The organism is Seonamhaeicola sp. NFXS20, assembly GCF_049132085.1.
Lineage (GTDB): Bacteria > Bacteroidota > Bacteroidia > Flavobacteriales > Flavobacteriaceae > Seonamhaeicola.
The window spans coordinates 69,198-88,704 of the sequence record NZ_JAFMPU010000014.1; the positions used below are offsets into that span (position 1 = coordinate 69,198).

Annotated in this window: 17 protein-coding genes; 7 read left to right on the forward strand and 10 right to left on the reverse strand. The window is 30.4% G+C overall.

Features of this window, described 5'->3' with window-relative positions:
• Positions 1-4: 4 nt before the first annotated feature.
• The 5 genes from J1D01_RS15870 to J1D01_RS15890 form a co-directional block, all read right to left on the reverse strand.
• Positions 5-874, reverse strand: coding sequence for a ComEA family DNA-binding protein (locus tag J1D01_RS15870; protein ID WP_421151529.1), 870 nt, complete (start codon positions 872-874; stop codon positions 5-7).
• 18 nt (positions 875-892) lie between these two features.
• A complete protein-coding gene (locus tag J1D01_RS15875) occupies positions 893-2,515 on the reverse strand; it encodes an alanine/glycine:cation symporter family protein (protein ID WP_372938033.1) in 1,623 nt (540 codons plus the stop codon).
• 96 nt (positions 2,516-2,611) lie between these two features.
• Positions 2,612-3,646 carry a potassium channel family protein gene (locus J1D01_RS15880; protein ID WP_421151530.1) on the reverse strand — a complete coding sequence of 345 codons (1,035 nt, stop codon included), beginning with the start codon at positions 3,644-3,646 and terminating at the stop codon, positions 2,612-2,614.
• Between the two features lie 4 nt (positions 3,647-3,650).
• Positions 3,651-3,875 (reverse strand): PspC domain-containing protein, encoded by a 225-nt coding sequence (locus J1D01_RS15885; protein ID WP_076697664.1) that lies wholly within the window; start codon positions 3,873-3,875, stop codon positions 3,651-3,653.
• Between the two features lie 36 nt (positions 3,876-3,911).
• On the reverse strand, positions 3,912-5,183 hold the full coding sequence (locus J1D01_RS15890; RefSeq protein WP_421151531.1) for a DUF2851 family protein: 1,272 nt from the start codon (positions 5,181-5,183) through the stop codon (positions 3,912-3,914).
• A 53-nt stretch (positions 5,184-5,236) separates the two neighbouring features.
• On the opposite strand from J1D01_RS15890, the gene J1D01_RS15895 reads away from it, so the two are divergent.
• Positions 5,237-5,632 carry a DUF2721 domain-containing protein gene (locus J1D01_RS15895; RefSeq protein ID WP_076697666.1) on the forward strand — a complete coding sequence of 132 codons (396 nt, stop codon included), beginning with the start codon at positions 5,237-5,239 and terminating at the stop codon, positions 5,630-5,632.
• 127 nt (positions 5,633-5,759) lie between these two features.
• Positions 5,760-6,692, forward strand: a complete 933-nt coding sequence (locus J1D01_RS15900) for a hypothetical protein (protein WP_421151532.1) — start codon at positions 5,760-5,762, stop codon at positions 6,690-6,692.
• Positions 6,693-6,897: 205 nt separating this feature from the next.
• Here J1D01_RS15900 and J1D01_RS15905 read toward each other — a convergent pair whose 3' ends face one another.
• Positions 6,898-8,133 (reverse strand): ABC transporter permease, encoded by a 1,236-nt coding sequence (locus J1D01_RS15905; protein ID WP_421151554.1) that lies wholly within the window; start codon positions 8,131-8,133, stop codon positions 6,898-6,900.
• 7 nt (positions 8,134-8,140) lie between these two features.
• On the opposite strand from J1D01_RS15905, the gene J1D01_RS15910 reads away from it, so the two are divergent.
• A complete protein-coding gene (locus J1D01_RS15910; protein ID WP_421151533.1) occupies positions 8,141-9,427 on the forward strand; it encodes an exo-beta-N-acetylmuramidase NamZ domain-containing protein in 1,287 nt (428 codons plus the stop codon).
• Between the two features lie 100 nt (positions 9,428-9,527).
• Here J1D01_RS15910 and J1D01_RS15915 read toward each other — a convergent pair whose 3' ends face one another.
• The gene (locus J1D01_RS15915) at positions 9,528-10,364 is read right to left on the reverse strand and encodes a sterol desaturase family protein (RefSeq protein ID WP_421151534.1); all 837 of its coding nucleotides are present in this window, start codon (positions 10,362-10,364) and stop codon (positions 9,528-9,530) included.
• Between the two features lie 56 nt (positions 10,365-10,420).
• Positions 10,421-10,912 carry a YkgJ family cysteine cluster protein gene (locus tag J1D01_RS15920; RefSeq protein WP_421151535.1) on the reverse strand — a complete coding sequence of 164 codons (492 nt, stop codon included), beginning with the start codon at positions 10,910-10,912 and terminating at the stop codon, positions 10,421-10,423.
• Between the two features lie 18 nt (positions 10,913-10,930).
• On the opposite strand from J1D01_RS15920, the gene J1D01_RS15925 reads away from it, so the two are divergent.
• The 3 genes from J1D01_RS15925 (at position 10,931) to J1D01_RS15935 (ending at position 13,734) form a co-directional block, all read left to right on the forward strand.
• Entirely contained in the window at positions 10,931-11,629 is a 699-nt protein-coding gene (locus tag J1D01_RS15925) for a class I SAM-dependent methyltransferase (protein ID WP_421151536.1), read from the forward strand.
• Positions 11,630-11,766: 137 nt separating this feature from the next.
• Positions 11,767-12,996: a HEPN domain-containing protein gene (locus tag J1D01_RS15930; RefSeq protein ID WP_421151537.1), complete on the forward strand. Its 1,230-nt coding sequence runs from the start codon at positions 11,767-11,769 to the stop codon at positions 12,994-12,996.
• Positions 12,997-13,125: 129 nt separating this feature from the next.
• Complete coding sequence (locus J1D01_RS15935; protein WP_421151538.1) at positions 13,126-13,734, forward strand: hypothetical protein; 609 nt, start codon at positions 13,126-13,128, stop codon at positions 13,732-13,734.
• Positions 13,735-13,823: 89 nt separating this feature from the next.
• On the opposite strand, the gene J1D01_RS15940 is transcribed toward J1D01_RS15935, so the two are convergent.
• Together J1D01_RS15940 and J1D01_RS15945 are read right to left on the reverse strand one after the other, a co-directional pair.
• On the reverse strand, positions 13,824-15,554 hold the full coding sequence (locus J1D01_RS15940; RefSeq protein WP_421151539.1) for a TonB-dependent receptor: 1,731 nt from the start codon (positions 15,552-15,554) through the stop codon (positions 13,824-13,826).
• A 26-nt stretch (positions 15,555-15,580) separates the two neighbouring features.
• Positions 15,581-18,610, reverse strand: a complete 3,030-nt coding sequence (locus J1D01_RS15945; protein ID WP_421151540.1) for a tetratricopeptide repeat protein — start codon at positions 18,608-18,610, stop codon at positions 15,581-15,583.
• A gap of 211 nt (positions 18,611-18,821) precedes the next feature.
• On the opposite strand from J1D01_RS15945, the gene J1D01_RS15950 reads away from it, so the two are divergent.
• Positions 18,822-19,505 (forward strand): cell division ATP-binding protein FtsE, encoded by a 684-nt coding sequence (locus J1D01_RS15950; RefSeq protein WP_421151541.1) that lies wholly within the window; start codon positions 18,822-18,824, stop codon positions 19,503-19,505.
• Positions 19,506-19,507: the final 2 nt, after the last annotated feature.

The window sequence follows — 19,507 nt, forward strand, 5'->3', positions numbered from 1 at the left end:
TTTTTTAATAGAGCGACAAATATAATTTAATTATCTCTATTTTATTTACTGGGAAGTCTTTTACTTTTAATAATTCATCTAAAGACTTATATCCTTCTCTTAATATGCGTTGTTCTACTATATTATGAGCAACTTCATAATCTATATGCTGAATAGTTACCAACTGCTCTACGGTTGCCGTATTTAAATTTATTTTTTGTATTTGCCTTGGTGTTTTTACAGTAAACTCATTGGTAAGACGCTCAATAACTTCGGGTGTTAAACCATAAACATCTAATAATTGAACATCTGCAATAAAGCCACCAACAAACTTATTTCTAAATTTTATAATTCTTTCTGAAAGCACTTCTCCTATACCATTTATGCTTTGTAACTGCTTAGCAGTAGCTTTGTTTAAATCTTTTTTTTGATTGAAGGTTTTTGGAGTGTTACTATACTTGTAGTTTGTTTTTGATTTAGGTGATGAGTTTGTTACCCATTCTGGAAACTTAAAATATGGTGAAATGATTTTTAAAAGAGAATCTGAAACTTTAGTTACTTGCTGAAACTGTTTAGTAGAATTAATCCATTTACCTTGTTTCCTGAAGGCTAATAACCTATCAATTTCTTCATTACTCATTCCTAATGTAGCTCCTTTATAATCTGTAATATAATTTGGATTGAAAGGAAATATTTTTGGTTTTCTAGATTCTATTTCAATCTGTTTTAAAGAATCTATTTCATTTTTAAACTTAGCGAGTGTTTTTTGGTTTACAACAATATCTTTTGAAGAAAAATCTATAAAAAAATAAGCGCATTGAAAAAGGATAATAAGTAATATTAATAAAAAAATCCCATTCCGCTGTTCTTTAGTAAACGTGAAATGAGATTTCATATTTTTATAAATTTTGTTTTACATATGTTTTGTTAAGTCTTCTGCTCCTTCATCCATAGCATCATGCTTAACGTTAATAGCTTTTAAGTATTTTTTAAGTTCTCTACTAATAATTGGAGATAATACAACAACTCCTATTATGTTTGGAACTACCATGGCAAAAATCATAGCGTCTGAAAAATCTATTACTGCACCAAGACTAATAGACGAGCCTACCACAACAAAAAATAAGAATAATATTTTATATATCAAATCGCTAACTTTTCCTTTTCCAAATAAAAACACCCAACCTTGCATACCGTAATAAGACCAAGAAATCATGGTTGAAAAAGCAAATAATATAACAGCTATTGTTAATATGATTGAAAAATGAGGAATTACACTATCAAAAGCGGTTGCTGTAAGTTCTACACCTTCTTTAATAGGCACACCGTATTCCATAAAACTACCATCAAAATTAGTAATTACTATTACTAAGGCCGTCATGGTACAGATAACTACGGTATCAACAAAAGGTTCTAAAAGTGCCACAATACCTTCACTTGCTGGATACTTAGTACGTACCGCAGAATGCGCAATAGCTGCACTACCAACACCTGCCTCATTAGAAAAAGCACCTCGTCTAACTCCTTGAATCATAACACCCACTAATCCGCCTGCTATTCCTAATCCAGAAAATGCACCTTCAAAAATTAACATAAAAGCATCATCAATAAGGCTCCAATTAGCTGCTAAAATTATTATAGCTGCTAAAACATAAATACCAGCCATAAACGGTACAATTTTCTCGGTTACAGAAGCTATTCGTTTAATACCGCCAATAATAACAATGGCTACAATAACTGCCATAACTATACCAAAGTACATACCAGCGTTATCACTTTCAAAATTAAATAATTTAACAAATTGTGCAGCTGCTTGGTTAGCTTGAAACATATTTCCACCACCAAAGGATCCTCCTATAACAAAAATGGCAAATAGTACTGCTAGTATTTTACCAAGAGGCTTTAAGCCTTTTTCTCCAAAACCTTTTGTTAAGTAATACATTGGTCCACCGTAAACCGTTCCATCATCACCTACATCTCTATATTTTACACCTAAGGTACATTCTGCAAACTTAGATGCCATACCTAAAAGGCCTGCTAATATCATCCAAAAGGTAGCACCGGGTCCGCCTATAGAAAGCGCAACTGCTACACCTGCAATATTACCTAGCCCTACTGTTGCAGATAAAGCTGCTGTTAAAGCTTGAAAATGCGATACTTCACCATGAGCACTATCATCTCTTAAGGTTTCAAAAACATTATGATCTACATTATCTGTTATATCTCCATATAAAGTGTCTGCTCCATGTTTTTCAATATCTTCGTATTTACCTTGTACTACTCTTAAAGCAGTTCTAAAACCTGTAACATTTATAAACCGAAAATATATGGTAAAAAATACGGCACCTCCTATAAGTACAATTAACACCCATGGAATTTTATATTCTTCGGAAAATGGAATTTCATAAAAAATAGCTTCAACAAACCACCCTGTGTAATCTTTAAAAACCCTATCGATTTTTTCAGAGGTTGTTTCTTGAGCAAATGTTAATAATGGAAAAATAATTGCAGAAATAGATAGAAGATATTTCTTCATAGTATATATTGAGTTAATTAATTTCTTTAGATAAAACGACCATTTAAGCTAGCAAGATGCTAAAAATAATTGATTTTTTAAAATTATAACTGTTAATCAATGGGTTTCATTTTTAATATTGAAAACAGAATTTAACTTTTCTATTTGCTCTGGACGCCCTAAAACTATAATTTTAGAATTTGCTTCTATTACAGTATCTGCCTCAGGATTAACAACATAATCCCCTTTCGCATCTTTGTAACCTATAATATTACAACCTGTTTTTTTTCTTAAATCTAAATCTTTTATGGTTTGTGCTTTATTAGAATGATAAAGCTTTTCTACGGCAACTTCTTCTATGTTAATATTAGATTTTCCTACAATTGATAGATTATCTATAAACTCCATTAAACCTGGAACCACCACTAAAGAAGCCATATGATCTCCACCAATCATATCTGGTAAAATAACATTATTAGCTCCCGCAAATTTTAATTTATCATAAGATGATTCTTGAGATGCTCTACTTATTATATTGATATTTTTATTCATTTGTCTAGCAGATAGCACTACAAATAAATTATCGGCATCATTAGGAAGCGCCGATATAAAACTGGAGGCTCTATCAACACCTGCTAGCATTAATGTTTCGTCTTCATTAGCATTTCCTATAACGTAAGGAACTCCATCTAACCTCAAACGCTCTTCAACTTCTTTATTTTTTTCAATAATGACAAACGATTTATTATGAGCCATAAGTTTTCTAGCTGCTTGTTTTCCGTTTCTTCCGTAACCACAAATTACAACATGGTTGCTAAAACCATCTATTTGTTTTTGCATCTTTTTGTATTTTATTTCTTCAAAATGATTTCTACTTAAAATGTACTCTGTTATAATAGAAAGCGCATAACCTACAATAACTATACTTGCTAAAATTAAGAATATTGTAAATATTTTACCCTGTTCATCTAGTGGTTCTACCTCTCCAAAACCTACGGTAGTCATTGTAATAACTGTCATGTACAAAGAATCTACCCATGAGTAATTTGAAATTGTCATAAACCCCACAATGCCAACTAGCATTAAAAAAACTAGTAAAATTATGGACGTATAAATTTTAGATCTAAAAAGTCTAATTAAAGGGTTACTCATACATTTACAAATCGAAAACTGACGAACGTTTGGTATAAACTAAATCTTTAATACGCATCCAAAATGCTAAAAACAAATACAAAGCAAACCCAAAGCCAAGTGTAACAAATGTTAAATACATAAATGATGTACGTACAACTTTTGCTCTAATACCTAACCTATCTGCTATACGCTGGCATACATAATAGCCATGTTTTTGAAAAAATAATAAAGGTTTATAAACATTCATGCTGCAATTTAAACTTTAGTTTACAAGTTTAAAAGTTTATTTATTTAAAATTGAATTACCTACAGCACATTGTAAGCATTTATTTTTATCACAGTACGCTTTTTTTAACTGAATTAAAGCCTGTGATTGCAATGCAGATTTTGATACTTTCTTTAATTTATTAAAGGCAGAAATTATACTGTTATTTTCTGAAGCTATGTTTGTGGCCATTTCTAAAATAACACCATCAATAGGTTCTCCTTTTTGCTTAGAATAACAAAATTTTATTGGTAAGATGGTATTAATCATTAATAAATCTATAAACGATTTTGACAATGTTTTTGAGGCAAGTTTTGATTCCTTTTGAAATGTATAGTGGTTTTTCCAATAATTTGAAGCCGATACTTTAAACAATTTATAAAATTCATCTATTTTATTGGTTTCATTAATTTTTGAAAACAAATTTTGATGTTTATGATACAAACTGGCTAGTTGTGATAACCTAATGGTAGGAAAATTTAAAGGCCGCAACCTAAAAAACTGTAATGGTAAGACTGATTGGTTACTTAAACCAAACTTTTGCTTTAAAAACTGATACTCTCGTTTTAAGTTTAAAAAATGCGCATCTTCAATATCATTATCTAATAAATTAGCTTGTCCAAATAAAAGAGCTTCTAAAGCTAATTGATTAGGTTGTACTTTTCTTACAACCGAAAAATCTACCGATTGTGCTATACTTAAAAACGATTCGCCATTTACTTTTAATCCAAAGTTTTTGGTTATCATTTTAAACAAAACAGACTCCCAATTGTTTTTAGAATGCTTCAACAGTTGTTCTATGGTTTTTGCTTTTATTTCTATACGTTCAAAGTACAAACGCTCTAACCAATTGTTTAGAACAAAATCATCTGTTTGTAAAAAATCTTGCTCACAATTAATCCACTTATCTTGTTTAAAAATTAAACTCTGGTAATTATTTAAAATATTGGGTTCAACTAAATTTTTTAATTCTAAAGTGGGAATTACAGTATTATTTTTTCTAAAAATTTGGGTATCATCTTCCCAAACTACGTGTAAAATAACATTATCATAGGCCTTATCATTTTCATGATTATGTAAAAACCAATCTGATGATTTAATATGAACCTCAACATTACCAGCCCAAAGTTGCCCATTAATTTTAATTTGAGCATTAAAAAAATCTGGTCCAGAATTATGGTTATGCTTACCTACAGAATTAATTACAATAGGCTCTCTGCTGGTTGTCTTTAAGTTCTGTAATTGAAACTTTTTGAATTTCCAGATGTAATGTAAAAAATCTTCTTGCACCTCTCTAAAATATGAAAAGTTCTCTAACTTTGTACACAGATTTAATCTTTATTATGGAAGCATTAACATTAACAACACCCGCTTTATTATTTTCTGCAATTTCATTAATAATGTTAGCTTATACCAATAGGTTTTTAGCCTATGCAGCAACTATTAGAAATTTACACGACAAATATGTGAAAAATAAAAAAAGTGTTTTAATTGCTCAAATAGAAAATATAAAAAAAAGACTTTATTTAACGCGCGCAATGCAAATCTTGGGTATTAGCAGTTTGTTACTATGTGTACTAACCATGTTTTTAATATACATAGATCAACAAATTATTGCGGTTTGGGTATTTGGAGTTGCATTACTTTTACTAATAGCTTCTTTAGCACTTTTAATTGTAGAAATTCAAATTTCTGTAAAAGCTTTAGAACACCATATTAGTGATATTGAAAACAGTTAACAAACTTGATTTTGTAATAATTTTCAGCTAACTTTGTTTGTGTTTGGATATAAACTATATACTATATTCCATATAATTTGTATCCATAAAGTTATTGTGCTAGTTTTTAATAAATCAAAAAATGAAAATGAAAAAAACAAGAAAATATCTATTTTTTGGAATAATCCTTTTATCTATTAGTTCTTTCAATAATATATCAAATTATAAAGGAGAAAAAATTTTAATCGATATTGGAGATTCTCTAACTGTTGGTGCTGGAGGAGAAGGAACAACAATGTCTAATGTCACTTTAAAACTTTTACAAGGAAAATGGATTGTAAAAAACAGAGGGGTTGGAGGAGAAAACACATTAACTATTGGGGCAAGACAAGGAGGAATTCCAATGTACATCAAAGATACCATAATATTACCTGCCAATGGAGAAATTGTGGAAATTCCCAGCGGAATTTACAGTTCTTACAATGACAAAAAAATACACCCTCTTATTCAGGGAGAAGGCGGTTTAAACCCTTGCTATATAGATGGCATTGAATGTACGCTCAGCAGAAACTCAAAAACAGAAAAATATTACATTAAAAGAAATAGAAGAAGTTTTGAATCGTATACAGTAAAACCAAAAACTAATATTATCACTCAACTTTCTTTAGAAAAAGATGGGATTGCTACAATTTTCATTGGACAGAATGGTGGTTATGAAAATCCTCAGGATTTACTAAATCAGATAAATCTATTTATTAAACATAAAGGAGACGAAAATGTTATTATTATAACTTCTCATGGTAACGGAGATTCAAAAACAATTGAGCCAATAAAAAAGAAATATGGCAAAAAACTTATTGATTTAAAAAAATATATGTCTAATAAAGCTATATATGACGCCATTAGTTTAAAACTTTTACCTGATAACGTATCTTATCCTACTGAAAGCGATATAAATGCAATGAAAAAGAATAATGCTCCACCTTCTTTACTCTACGATGGAATACATCTTAATAAAATAGGTTATGAGTTATTAGGTCGTTTAAGGTATAAAAAAGGACAAGAACTAGGATATTGGTAGTTAAATAATAAAAAACTAGCTACAAAAATAACTATAATTCAGTGCGGTGACCGTGCAAAGACCGAAAGTAAAACTATATATTTATTTGATTTCTCTTCAAACAAATCCTACGGATTTTTTACCCACGCCGAAACCATGAAACCATCAAACAAAACTCTACTTCCCTGAAGTTATTCCCAATTTAGAGACAATAAATAAACCACAGTTAATCAAACCTAATAGCTTTAACAGGTGATATTTTTGTAATAATATAAGAAGGTATTAATAACATTAATAAGCACAGTAAAAGTGTACCAATATTTAAGGCAAACACATAGCCAAAACTAATATAAACAGGTGCTTCTGTAACATAATACACACTAGGGTCTAACGGAAATAGCTTTAAATATTTTTGTGCAAAAAGTAGCCCTAGTCCTAAAACATTACCCCAAAATAAACCAAGAATTATTAGGTAAGAAGCATTGTAAAGAAATAGTTTACGGATACCCCAATTACTACTTCCTAAGGCTTTTAAAATACCTATCATTTGGGTACGTTCTAATATTAAAACCAATAATGCTGTTATCATATTTATACCTGCTACCAAAATCATAATACCAATAATACCATAAATATTGGTATCAAAAATTTTAATCCATTCAAAAATAGAACTGTATTTATTGGTTATGGTTTGGGTGTTTAAAACCGATGGAATACTTTTATAAATCTCTTCACCTTTTGTATCTAATTCATTATAATCATCAATAAAAACCTCAAAATTTCCAATTTGGTCATTTTCCCATTTATTAATACGCTGTATGTGCCTTATATCGCCAATAATAAAGTTAGCATCAAAATCCTGAAATCCAGAATTATAAATTCCAACAATGGTATATGTAATAATGTTTGGAAGTTTTTCTGGGTCTTCTTTTGGAAACACCATTTGAAACGTTTCATTCAACTTTAACTCTAACCTATTGGCTAAATATTGAGATATTAAAACATCTTCATTACGTTTATTAGAATAATTGGGCAGCTTTCCTTCAATTAAAAATTCTTTAAAATATTTCCAATTATAATCTGCTCCAACACCTTTTAAATAAGCGCCTTCAAAATCATTATCAGTTCTAATTACACCAAATTTTGAAGCTACAGCTTGAACGTGAGAAATCCCCTCTACAGTTTTAAACTCCGGATAAAACTCTTGGTTAATAGATATAGGTGTAATACTTTCTTCTGTATTATTACTATCATAATTAGTAATTAGCACATGCCCGTTAAACGCCACTACTTTATCTCGTATTTTTTGTTGTAAACCAATACCCGTTGCAATAGCTATCATCATCACAATCAACCCAATAGCAATTGCAGCAATGCCAATTTTTATTATTGGTGCCGAAATACTACTTTTATACGACTTACTACTAATTATGCGTTTAGCTATAAAAAACTCGAAATTCAATTTTATAATGCGGTTTAATGTTTTCAAAAATACAGTTTTATTATTTGTTTTAGTACTAATTTCTTGTGCTTCTAAAGTGAAAAAAGATGATGTGGTTTATCATGAGCCTCTCAAACATATTCAGAATGATACAAGTGTTGTAGTTGGTGCCAACCAAACTGAAGTATATTTACCTCTTTTAAAAGGAAAACGGATTGGTATTGTTGCAAATCAAACTAGTGTTATTTTTAAAGAGAAAGATTCTTTGTTTTTAGTTGACCCTGAAACTAACGAAACTAAATTTGAAAAAATTATTTATGAGAGCACGCATATTGTTGACTCATTACGTGCACTAAATATTGATATTAAACAAGTTTTTGCTCCAGAACATGGTTTTAGAGGAAAAGCCGATGCTGGCGAAGTAGTTAAAGATGGTGTTGATACCAAAACGGGGATTCCTATTATATCGCTTTATGGAAACAACAAAAAACCTAAGCCAGAGCAACTTAAAAATATAGATATTGTTGTGTTTGATATTCAAGATGTAGGAGCTCGTTTTTACACCTATATCTCTACATTACATTACGTTATGGAAGCTTGTGCTGAAGCTGGTATTCCTGTACTAATTTTAGATAGACCAAACCCAAACGGGCACTACATTGACGGCCCTATTTTAGAGCCCAAACACAAAAGTTTTGTGGGCATGCACCCCATACCCGTAGTACATGGTATGACTATTGGTGAATATGCTAAAATGATTAATGGCGAAAAATGGTTGCCAAACGGTGTTCAATGTGACCTAAAAGTGATTTCTATTAAAAATTACACACACCAAACAAAATACAGTTTACCCATAAAACCAAGCCCTAATTTACCTAATGATATTGCTATAAATCTGTACCCTAGTTTATGTTTTTTTGAAGGCACAAACGTAAGTGCTGGCAGGGGTACTAACAGGCAATTTCAAATTTATGGTAGTCCGTTTTTAAATGCCGAAGTTTTTAATTTTCAGTTTACGCCTCAACCCAATGAAGGTGCTAAATACCCAAAACATGAAGGTAAAATTTGTTATGGCGAAAAGCTAAACAACAAAGCTAATTTAAACCATCTTAACCTTGAATGGTTAATAAAAGCGTACCAAAACACTACTGATAAAGCTAAATTCTTCAATTCCTTTTTTATTAAACTTGCAGGTACAGAAGCATTGCAAAAACAAATTGAGTCTGGTTTAAGTGCAAAAGAAATTAAATCTACTTGGACTGAAGGTTTAGAACATTTTAAAACAATTAGAAAACAGTATTTAATTTATCTGTAATTACTTTGCGTTAGGGATTGAGGTATTTGTTGGAGCTCCTCACAGAGAGCGACTACCGAAAGCCCGACCTTTAGGTAACGCCCAAATACAACTAATTGATTTAATTATCTGGATTCATTGTTGACTTTTCATATTTTTGAAAAGGTTGTTTTAACAACTCTGCTATATGGGTATTTTTCTTTTCATCTGGAAATACATCTACGCCATAAATAATTTTGTTGGTATCTAATTTCATAAAGGTTCCAAATAACTTGTCCCAAACAGAGAAAATATTTCCATAATTAGAATCGGTGTACGGTAACCGATAATGATGATGTACTTTATGCATATCTGGAGACACTATAATATAGCTTAAAACAGCATCAACGCGCTTTGGTAACTTTATATTAGCATGGTTAAATTGCGTTGCTACAACCGATAAAGATTGGTACAACATTACCAATGCTATAGGAGCGCCAATAATAAAAACCCCTAACAAAGTAAACACATACCTAATGACACTTTCTAAGGGGTGATGCCGGTTTGCTGTGGTAGCATCTACGTTATGATCTGTATGATGTACCAAATGTACCATCCACAATAGTTTTACTTTATGCTCAATTAAATGAGGTAAATAGGCACCTACAAGATCCATTAATAACAAACCAAAAACAACAAATAACCAAAGTGGCATTTCTGGTAACCAATACAAAACTCCAAAGGTATTATTTACCACCCAATCTGATGATTTTAACAATAAAAAAGCTAATGGTAAATTTACCAACACAGTAGTAAGTGTAAAGAAAATATTGGGTATAGCATGACTCCATTTTTTATAAGGTTTGCCAAATAATGGCATGATACCTTCTAGTAGCCAAAAAAAGGTTAAACCACCAACTATAATTATTGCACGGTGGAGCGATGATATGGTTTCAAAGTAATTTAAGAACGCCTGCATGTACTTATTTAGTTTCTTTAAATATACAATAAAACCATAAACTATGCGTGCATAGTTTATTTTAAACGTTGTTTCATGGCTTCAACAATATTAAAAGCTGCCGGACATATAGCTACATTTTTAAGTGTTAGGTTAGAAATTTGCTGAAACTTTTTTCTGTCTGTATGCGGAAATTCTCTACATGCTTTTGGTCTAACTTCATATATAGAACAATAATTATCTGCTCCTAAAAAAGTGCATGGTACAGTTTGTAACACATAATCGTTGTCTTCATCTACTCTTAAATACTGTTCAATAAATTGTTTTGGTTTCAATCTAAAAAACTTAGCAATACGCTCTATATCTTTATCTGTAAATAGAGGTCCAGTTGTTTTACAACAGTTGGCACATTCTAAACAATTGGTGCTTTCAAATTCTTCCTGGTGTAACTCCTGCATTATATAATCTAAATTCTTTGGAGGTTTCTTTTTTAATTTCTGAAAGAATTTTTTATTCTCGTTATGCTTATCTTTGGCCTGCTTTGGAAGATTATTTATAATGTCTTGCATAGTACAAAAGTAATTTAAATGAAAGACATTTTTGGTAAGGCACTCATAGATTATTACAATAATAATTATACCGAAGACATTATTACATCAACCAATATTTCTGAAGAAGATGAGCTTCCGCTACCCTATTTATTTAGAAGTTTCTCAGAAATGCCTAAATTAGAACAAAAGGCTCTACAATTGGCAAAAGGAAGTGTGCTTGATGTTGGTTGCGGCTCTGGAAGCCACAGTTTGTATTTACAACAAAAGGGGCTTAATATAAAAGCTATAGACATCTCTAAAGGCGCTATTGATGTTACCAAAAAACGCGGTGTTTTTAATGCCGAAGTTTTAGATATTTTAAATGAAACCAAAACCTTTGATACTATTCTTTTGCTTATGAATGGAACTGGTATTTTTCAGGAATTAAATAAAGTAGCTAAATATTTAAAACACCTAAAAAGCCTCTTAAAACCCAACGGACAAATTTTAATTGATTCTTCTGATATTAAATATATGTATGAAGATAACGATGGTGGTTTTTGGATTGATACTAACGCAAATTATTATGGCGAATTAGATTATTTTATTAGTTATAAAGGCGAAAAAGAAATACCCATGAAATGGTTGTATTTAGACTTTAATACATTAAAGTTGGCTTGCGAAACTGTTGGTTTACAATGTGAATTGATTAAGGGTGGTGAACATTTTGATTATTTAGCCCGCTTAACCCTATAATTAATTTCTTCAACTTACTAAACTTGAATTTGTAAAATTTTTCTGCTATTTTCGTTTAGTGTTGGATATGTGGTTTTATAGTAATGCGTATCTTTATAGTAGCGAGCAACCTTGGAACAATATAATATACTTGACAATTGAATTATTACAATCAATATTTTAATGGAATTTTTTGGATTCCTGACAGAGATAAAAAAAAGGTTATTGCAACTTTATTTATAGACGAAAATGGCAGTGCAACTATTTCTTCCTTACAACCATTAGAAGATGAAACCGACATTACTGATAAATGGGGTGAAACAAAATTAGTATTAGGTTATTTAAATTGTCATAGTGATTCTAAAACTTATTCTGTTAAACTTTATGACACCTATAAATCCTACCAATCAATTGGCCCACTAGACAAAATTAAGTACAAATCCGACAATATATTAATCGCTTCCGCTTATGATTCAGAAATTGAATCAAATCTATATAATATATTAATGCTTAGTTCTGATGAGCTTAACAATTGGATTCCAATTAGTGGATTTGACTTTAACACAAAAATTGACAAGAAATTTGAAATAAGTCATTTGTATAACCAACCAGATATTATTAAGTTATTCAAGAATAAAGATTTTAGTGTTTATTTATATTTTCGAGCTTCTACGAATTTCCAAAGACGCAGAAAATCACATATTATAGAAACTGTTTTTATAAATATTGAGCCTAATGCCCCTTTTGAAATAACTGAATTATCAAAAATCAGAAAATCAATAGAACGACTTTTTAGTTTAATTCTTTTCAAACCATTTTTATCTAAAGTTATTGAACTTAGAACTAAAGGTCGAGCAACATATAAAGCCATAAAAAAATCAAATAAACCAGATTATGGCTTAGGTAAAGAGATTGAATTTGAAATTTTTACTAAATATTCGAATTCAATATTTGAAAAATGGTACGAAAAACAAAAAACACTAGAATTAGCAATTATAAATTTTTTTAGTGTCTATGGTCAAAAAGGTGTTTTAATTGAGAATAAATTTCTTACCTATATCTCGATTTTAGAAAACTATCACAAGAATCATATTAATAAAAATGGTTATTTGAAAACACGTTTAGAATATTTATTAAATAATTCAAGTTTAGCATCACAATTAAAAAAATTGGACGAATATGCAGAAAGGTTAAAAATAACAAGAAATTACCACGCTCATTTAGAAGAAAAGCACAAAGCAAAGAGTTTAAAAAGTGAAGAGATTCTTAAAACAAATTATTTGCTTGAATTTATAATTCGAGAAATTTTTCTGAGAGAAATTGGAATTAATCTTAATTCGATAATACCACATAACGTTGAAAGATATATAATAGAGTTAAATAATTAAAAGCTATCTCAGAACAAAGCCTCTTCTGGTAATCATACGTTACAAACACACAACGAAATCATATACAAATCATTAAACAAAATCCATAAAACATACTCATCAATTTAACATCACAACTCAAGAATAAAAATGAACCTTCAACCTTTAAGAATTGCCGCTGGTTGGCAAGTAGATTACAATCAACTTTATGAAGTTGACCCCATTTCTGGTTACGAACATTATTTTGAAGGTTCTAGTTTATTAATGCTACGTAATAATGCACGCTTAAAACTTATTGATGTACAATGGAGACCTGAACGAGACCTTAATGGCGAGTTTCAAGTGAACGTTTTAAATTTTGTAGAGAATTTTAATTCAAAAACCAACAAATTTGATATTAAGCCTAATTGGGAACATCCATTTTTATCTTTTACTACAAAGTCAAGATTAAAACTTGTAGAAAAGCTAGAGGAATTAATGCAAACTTTACCTGTTTACAAAGACCCAAGAATAACTAAAAAAAGAGGTGTTGTAGATGAGCTTTCAGAAACTTATCGTTTAGAATTTAATAAAAATGGGATTTCTACTGAGTTAGTAGAAAAAATATTAAAAAATGGCAGTGCTAAAATTCAAAATCAAATATTAGACTCTAAAGAAATAACAAGAGAAATAATATTGGATTTTTCACAAAATGGAATTACAAAAAAAGTAAGAAACAAAGCCTCTCAAAAGTTGAACAACAAACCATTTAAAAAATAAAAACCACCACAATAAAATTTTATTTAAGCACTTATTATTTAGCTACTTAAAAAACTAATACAGATTTTATTTTAGGTTTATAATCTAAATTAAAAATCGAACTTAAACGTAGCTCCTGCTAAAAACTGAATACTCTGTACCGGAAAATTTTGCCAACGTTGGTAAGCATTATTAGCTATATTATTAGCTTTTGCAAATACCGAAATTTTATCGTTAATATGATAACCTACATGTGCATTAGCATCAAAATAACTATCTAAATTAACTGTAAAAGGTGTGGTTACGGTTACGCCATCATTTAAAAAATATTGATCTTTTCTTTCGCCTACATAAAACAGATTAGCGCCTGTAAACCAATGGTCATCTATTTGGTAATCTAAAAATAAAGAGCCTTTAAAATCTGGTAAGTTCCAAGCTTCTGTTTCAGTATCGGTATTGTAGCTAAAATATTCTGCTTTTATGCCTAATTTAAAGTTTCGGTTTACATCAACATTAATTTCACCTGCCACTCCAAAGGTATCTACATCATCATAAACAATTCCAAAAGAATTTCCGTATGAGTAGGCTTGTTCAGGCATTAAGGTAATATCATTGTTTTTAAATAAGGCTTTATTTCTATTGGCTATATAACTACCACTTACATTATAACTTGTATTACTAGACAGTTTTCCTTTTAAACCTATATAAGCGTTGTATTGTTGGTCTGTTGGTATTATAAACAACGTTGGTGATACAAACGGATTTTCTGAAGCAAAATCGTAATACGAGTTTTGGTTTAACCCGCCTTCAATACCACCATATGCAATTAACACATCGTTTACCAATCTATAAGTTGCTGTTACATTGGGGTAAATGTAAAATTTACTTTCTTTAGATTCTGAGTCTCTTAAATAGGCTACCGTTACGCCAACATTTACGGTTAAATCATCTTGTTTCATTTCATAAGTTGGGGCAGCACTAACAATAAAATTGCCGTAATTAAATTCGGAATCAATGCCATAACTTCTATCAAACGTACCTTTTAAATAATCAAATTTAAAGGTGGTTGAAATCTCTTCTCTATCAATAGGAATATCGATTTTAGTATCTATTAAAAACCTATTTTCACCAGAGCCTTGGTTGTCTGCAAAACGTCTAAAAAAGAAACTTCCAGAGTTAATATATGTGTCTTCAAAATTTATATTTCCACCAAAATATGCATTGTTAAAGGTGTGTTCTTCATCTATATTATTAGTTATAGCTGTATCTACAAAGGACTCTGCAACACCATACCAATTATACATTTGATGATCAAAGCCTGCTTCTACATTCCACGATAGATCACGTAATGTTGTAGCATAATTTACATTAATTTTTGAAATGGAATAATTATCATCAAACGAGACATCTTCAATACCTCCTTGTGATGAATTATGGCTTACGTACCCGCCTATACTTTCGGTTCTGCTAATGGCATGATTTAAATAAACTTCACCTAAAATAGTGGTATAAGTACCAACACCAAGGGTGGCATAATTATCATAAAGTTTTATTGGTTTTCTTTTTTCAACTACAGCTGCTTTTCCTTTAGCTGGTGTAAATGTTGATGCTACTGGAAACGAAAATATGTTATACTTAACTTCCTTTTTATTTTCGGTTGTTTCATCTTGTATAGTAGGCGTTTCTTTTACTTTAAATGCATCTGAAATGGAAGGCGTATAAGGTTTTACAACATCTATTACACCTGTATTAATTGTGTCTTTGTTTCTATCTTGAGAAAAAGAAAATGCTACACTAAAAATGATAACAAAATTTAATATATGTTTTACGTGCTTACGCATATTTATTAATTTAAGATTGATGAATTTTATTCTGGTTGAATTGATGAATTAGTTTTAGCCTCTTCTGCTTTTATTTTGCTTAGTTCTTCTTTAGCTTCATTTATCACATCATCAAACTCTGCAAAGTTTTCTATAACACTTTCTAGAATATAAGTTGCTTGAAAAGCATCTCCTAACGCATAAAAATTCTTTGCCATAATTACTAATCCTTTGGCACTATAATATTTATATCCCGAATAATCTTTAGCTAATTTCTGTACCGAATTGTTTGACGCTTGATAGTCTCCTTCTTTGTTTTTAAAGTAAGCATTGTAGTATAAGGCCTCAGCAGCGGTTTCTCCGGTTGCTACTTTTTCAACTTGAGCGTAGGCTGATTTTGCTTTGTCTTCATCACCTGTTTTAATGGCAGAACGTGCTATTATAATGTATGCATCACTCTTAATTTTATTGTCAATTTTAGAATTTGCTAACACTTTTTCGGCATATGAAACTGCTTTTTCGTAGTTTTCTAACTGGTAATTAGCTTTCATTAAGTTTGATTGTGCAAACACCACATTTTGCGGATAGTTAGCTTCATTTTCTAACCTTTGTAATATAGGAATGGCTTGTTCCCATTTTTTTTCTTCTAAATAATATTGAGATAAACGCGATAAAGCTTCTTCGGTGTATTCGCTTTGCGAAGTCTCTACAATGTATTTGTAATGTGGAGCTGCATTGGCAACCAACCCTTTTTTATAATACAATTGCCCTAAATAAAAGTGTGCTTGTAAAATATGTAATCCGTTAGAAAATTCGTTTATATAACTATTAAATTGCTTAATAGCCCTATCTGTATTACCGTCTAAATATTGTTTTTCTGCTGCAGTATATGACGCATTATCTAATTCTGTATCGGTAACTTCAACATAATCTAAAGTTCGTACCCAATTAGCATAATCATCAACTCTACCCAAATCTATATAAATTAATTTGGTTGTTGAAACTGCTTGAACTGCTTCTGGTGTTCCAGGATAACTTTCTGCCACTTTTTTAAACTTTGTTAAAGCTTTTTCATTCTCATTACCGTTATAATACACAAGTCCCTGACGGAGTAATGATTTAGGAACAAAGGAACTCATTTTGTACTCAGTATTTAAACGGTTGTAAATTTGAAGTGCTTTACTAGTTTGGTTAGCTTTTACATAAGAATTACCCAATTCATACATGGCATCATCACGAAGTTTAGACGATTGATAGTCTGAAATAAATTGCTCTAATTCTTTAATTTTTTTAGAAGATTGCCCCAAATAACCAACACTGATTGCTTTTTGAAACGCTGGATAATCTGATTCTATTTCGTTTAATTTAATGGCGTTGTTATAGGCTTTTATGGCACTACTATAATTGCTAGTAACAAAATTAACATCACCTAAGCGTAAATAGGCATCGTTTAGTCTTACTTCATCATTTTTTTTATTAGAAATGAATTTATTGAAATACTCGGTAGCTTTGGCATAATTTTTCAATTTAAAATAGGTGTAAGCCAAATTATAATCTAAATTCTCGGTTTCTGGTGCGTTTACTGCCATTTGCTCAAACTGTTTAAACCCAATAAGAGCCTCATCAAAATTGGTTAAATTGTAATCTGCTTCGGCTTTCCAGAAGGTTGCTCTAGCGGTGTAGTTATCATCTCTGGGTTCTTTTAACGAAGCTTCAAATAACTTTTTAGCTTCTAAATATTGATTTTCATTATACAATTCTACACCTCTGTAAAATGCTACTTTTTGGTAGGCTAGCTTGTTTTCAAAATTCTTTTTTCCTTCTAGTAACTTAAGTGCTTCCTTATAGTTTTTAGAAGTAATGTAAGAGTCTATCAGTAAGGTTTCAATTTCTTCTTTATAACTTGTTTCTGGATATTTTTCTAAATAACCAGCCAAAACTTGTGGAGCCGATTGGTAAGGGTTTCCTATTTCATAACTAATTTTGGCATAATTTAACCAAGCATCTTCTTGAATTTTTAAATTGAAATCCATTTGAGAAGCATATCTAAAGGCATTTAATGCTTCTTGTTTTTTACCTAAGTGAATATAGCTTTCACCCAAATGATAATAGGCATTTTGGGCAATAGCATTGTTTCCGCCAATTATTTTGTTAAACTCAGAAATGGCTTTTTCATAATCACCTTGTTTATAATGCGCGTATCCTAATTGATAAAAATCTGTGTTATTCCATTTTGCAGTGCGTTCTCTTTTACTTTTTTTTCCTTTGTAAGCGGTTAAATAAGGAATGGCTGCTGCATATTCTTCTAAATTAAAATAACTTTCTCCTATAATTTTAGATAGTTCTGAAACTTCTTCTTCATCACTATTTGGTAATCTTTCTTTTGCTAATTCTATAGCTTTTTCAAAATTGCCTAGTTTAAAGTTTAAATCGGCCTGATAATAAGACAGTTTTTCTTTGTAACGCTCTTGGTCACTCACTTGATCAAAATACTCATTAGCTTCATCATAATCATCGCCTTCATAAGCCATATAACCAATGTAATATTTAGCTTGCGAACCGTATTCTTTAGAACTTTCTACCTTAGATAAATACTTTTTAGCATCTCTATATTGCTTGGTTGTAAAGGCAGAATATCCATTATTAAAGTAGAACTTTTCTTTTTCGGTTTTTCCTAGAGCATCTTCATTTACCTTGTTATACCACTTTCTAGCATAGGCATATTTTGAGTTTTCAAAATAATAATCGGCTACATCTACATAAGCTGTATTACGCTTTGTACTAGTGGGGTATTCTTTTACAAAATCCTCAACAAGTCGGTCTGCATTTTGTTGATTTAATCTAACCGCACAATTTGCAATGTAATAAGCACAGTCTGATTGTAAAATGTCTTCTTTAGCTGTTTTTTTTACACTTGCAAATAAAGATTGTGCTGCTAAATACTGTTGATTATTGTATAACGAAAGTGCTTTTTGATAATCTACTTTGTTATTGGTATATACAGCTGATTGTTGAGCTAAAAGGTGAAGACTAAAACCGATAGCTACTAAAAGGGTAATAATACTTTTTTTAGTCATTGACTATTCGTTTTTTTAATTGAAACCAAAGATAAATTATTATAAAGCCTATAACGAAATAATCGTGCCATAATTATAAACCAAGTTATTAAATGTTAAAAAAAATGAGGTTTTCTGTATAATTTTTTTTGTTAGTACAACAAAAAATGTGCTTTTGTGTTTGTTATGTTAAACATTAAATTTTAAACTTGTATCTTCAAACTTTATCTTTATGTCAAATCCTATTTTACAATTAAAAAACGCTTCTATTTATCAAGGAGATAGTTTAGTGCTCTCTAACGTTAATGTTGAAATTAATAAAGGAGAGTTTGTGTACTTAATTGGTAAAACAGGTACAGGAAAAAGTAGTTTTATGAAAACACTTTATGGCGATTTACCTTTAAAAGAAGGCGATGGCCATATTGTTGAATACAATTTAAAGCACTTAAAAGAAAAAGATATTCCTTTTTTAAGACGAAAACTTGGTGTTGTTTTTCAAGACTTTAAATTACTTACAGATAGAACTATAAACGATAATTTATTATTTGTTTTAAAAGCAACAGGCTGGAAAAATAAAGACGAAATGAATACCAGAGTTGAAGAAGTTTTAGCAAAGGTAGATATGAAAACAAAAGGCTTTAAATTTCCGCATGAACTTTCTGGTGGTGAACAACAACGTATTGCTATTGCAAGAGCCTTACTTAACAATCCAGAACTTATTTTAGCCGATGAACCCACCGGTAATTTAGACCCACAAACCAGTGTTGAAGTAATGAAAGTACTGCAAGATATTAACAAAAACGGCAACACTATTTTAATGGCTACACACGATTATGCTTTACTTTTAAAATACCCAAGTAAAACACTAAAATGTGATGACAACAAAATTTATGAAGTGGTGCAGAGAAAGGGGTAATT

Bases quoted from the DNA above. Each gene is read 5' to 3' on its own strand.
- J1D01_RS15870 (WP_421151529.1), bottom strand. From the start codon at position 874: ATGAAATCTCATTTCACGTTTACTAAAGAACAGCGGAATGGGATTTTT.
- J1D01_RS15875 (WP_372938033.1), bottom strand. From the start codon at position 2,515: ATGAAGAAATATCTTCTATCTATTTCTGCAATTATTTTTCCATTATTA.
- J1D01_RS15880 (WP_421151530.1), bottom strand. From the start codon at position 3,646: ATGAGTAACCCTTTAATTAGACTTTTTAGATCTAAAATTTATACGTCC.
- J1D01_RS15885 (WP_076697664.1), bottom strand. From the start codon at position 3,875: ATGAATGTTTATAAACCTTTATTATTTTTTCAAAAACATGGCTATTAT.
- J1D01_RS15895 (WP_076697666.1), top strand. From the start codon at position 5,237: ATGGAAGCATTAACATTAACAACACCCGCTTTATTATTTTCTGCAATT.
- J1D01_RS15900 (WP_421151532.1), top strand. From the start codon at position 5,760: ATGAAAAAAACAAGAAAATATCTATTTTTTGGAATAATCCTTTTATCT.
- J1D01_RS15910 (WP_421151533.1), top strand. From the start codon at position 8,141: ATGCGGTTTAATGTTTTCAAAAATACAGTTTTATTATTTGTTTTAGTA.
- J1D01_RS15915 (WP_421151534.1), bottom strand. From the start codon at position 10,364: ATGCAGGCGTTCTTAAATTACTTTGAAACCATATCATCGCTCCACCGT.
- J1D01_RS15920 (WP_421151535.1), bottom strand. From the start codon at position 10,912: ATGCAAGACATTATAAATAATCTTCCAAAGCAGGCCAAAGATAAGCAT.
- J1D01_RS15925 (WP_421151536.1), top strand. From the start codon at position 10,931: ATGAAAGACATTTTTGGTAAGGCACTCATAGATTATTACAATAATAAT.
- J1D01_RS15935 (WP_421151538.1), top strand. From the start codon at position 13,126: ATGAACCTTCAACCTTTAAGAATTGCCGCTGGTTGGCAAGTAGATTAC.
- J1D01_RS15940 (WP_421151539.1), bottom strand. From the start codon at position 15,554: ATGCGTAAGCACGTAAAACATATATTAAATTTTGTTATCATTTTTAGT.
- J1D01_RS15945 (WP_421151540.1), bottom strand. From the start codon at position 18,610: ATGACTAAAAAAAGTATTATTACCCTTTTAGTAGCTATCGGTTTTAGT.
- J1D01_RS15950 (WP_421151541.1), top strand. From the start codon at position 18,822: ATGTCAAATCCTATTTTACAATTAAAAAACGCTTCTATTTATCAAGGA.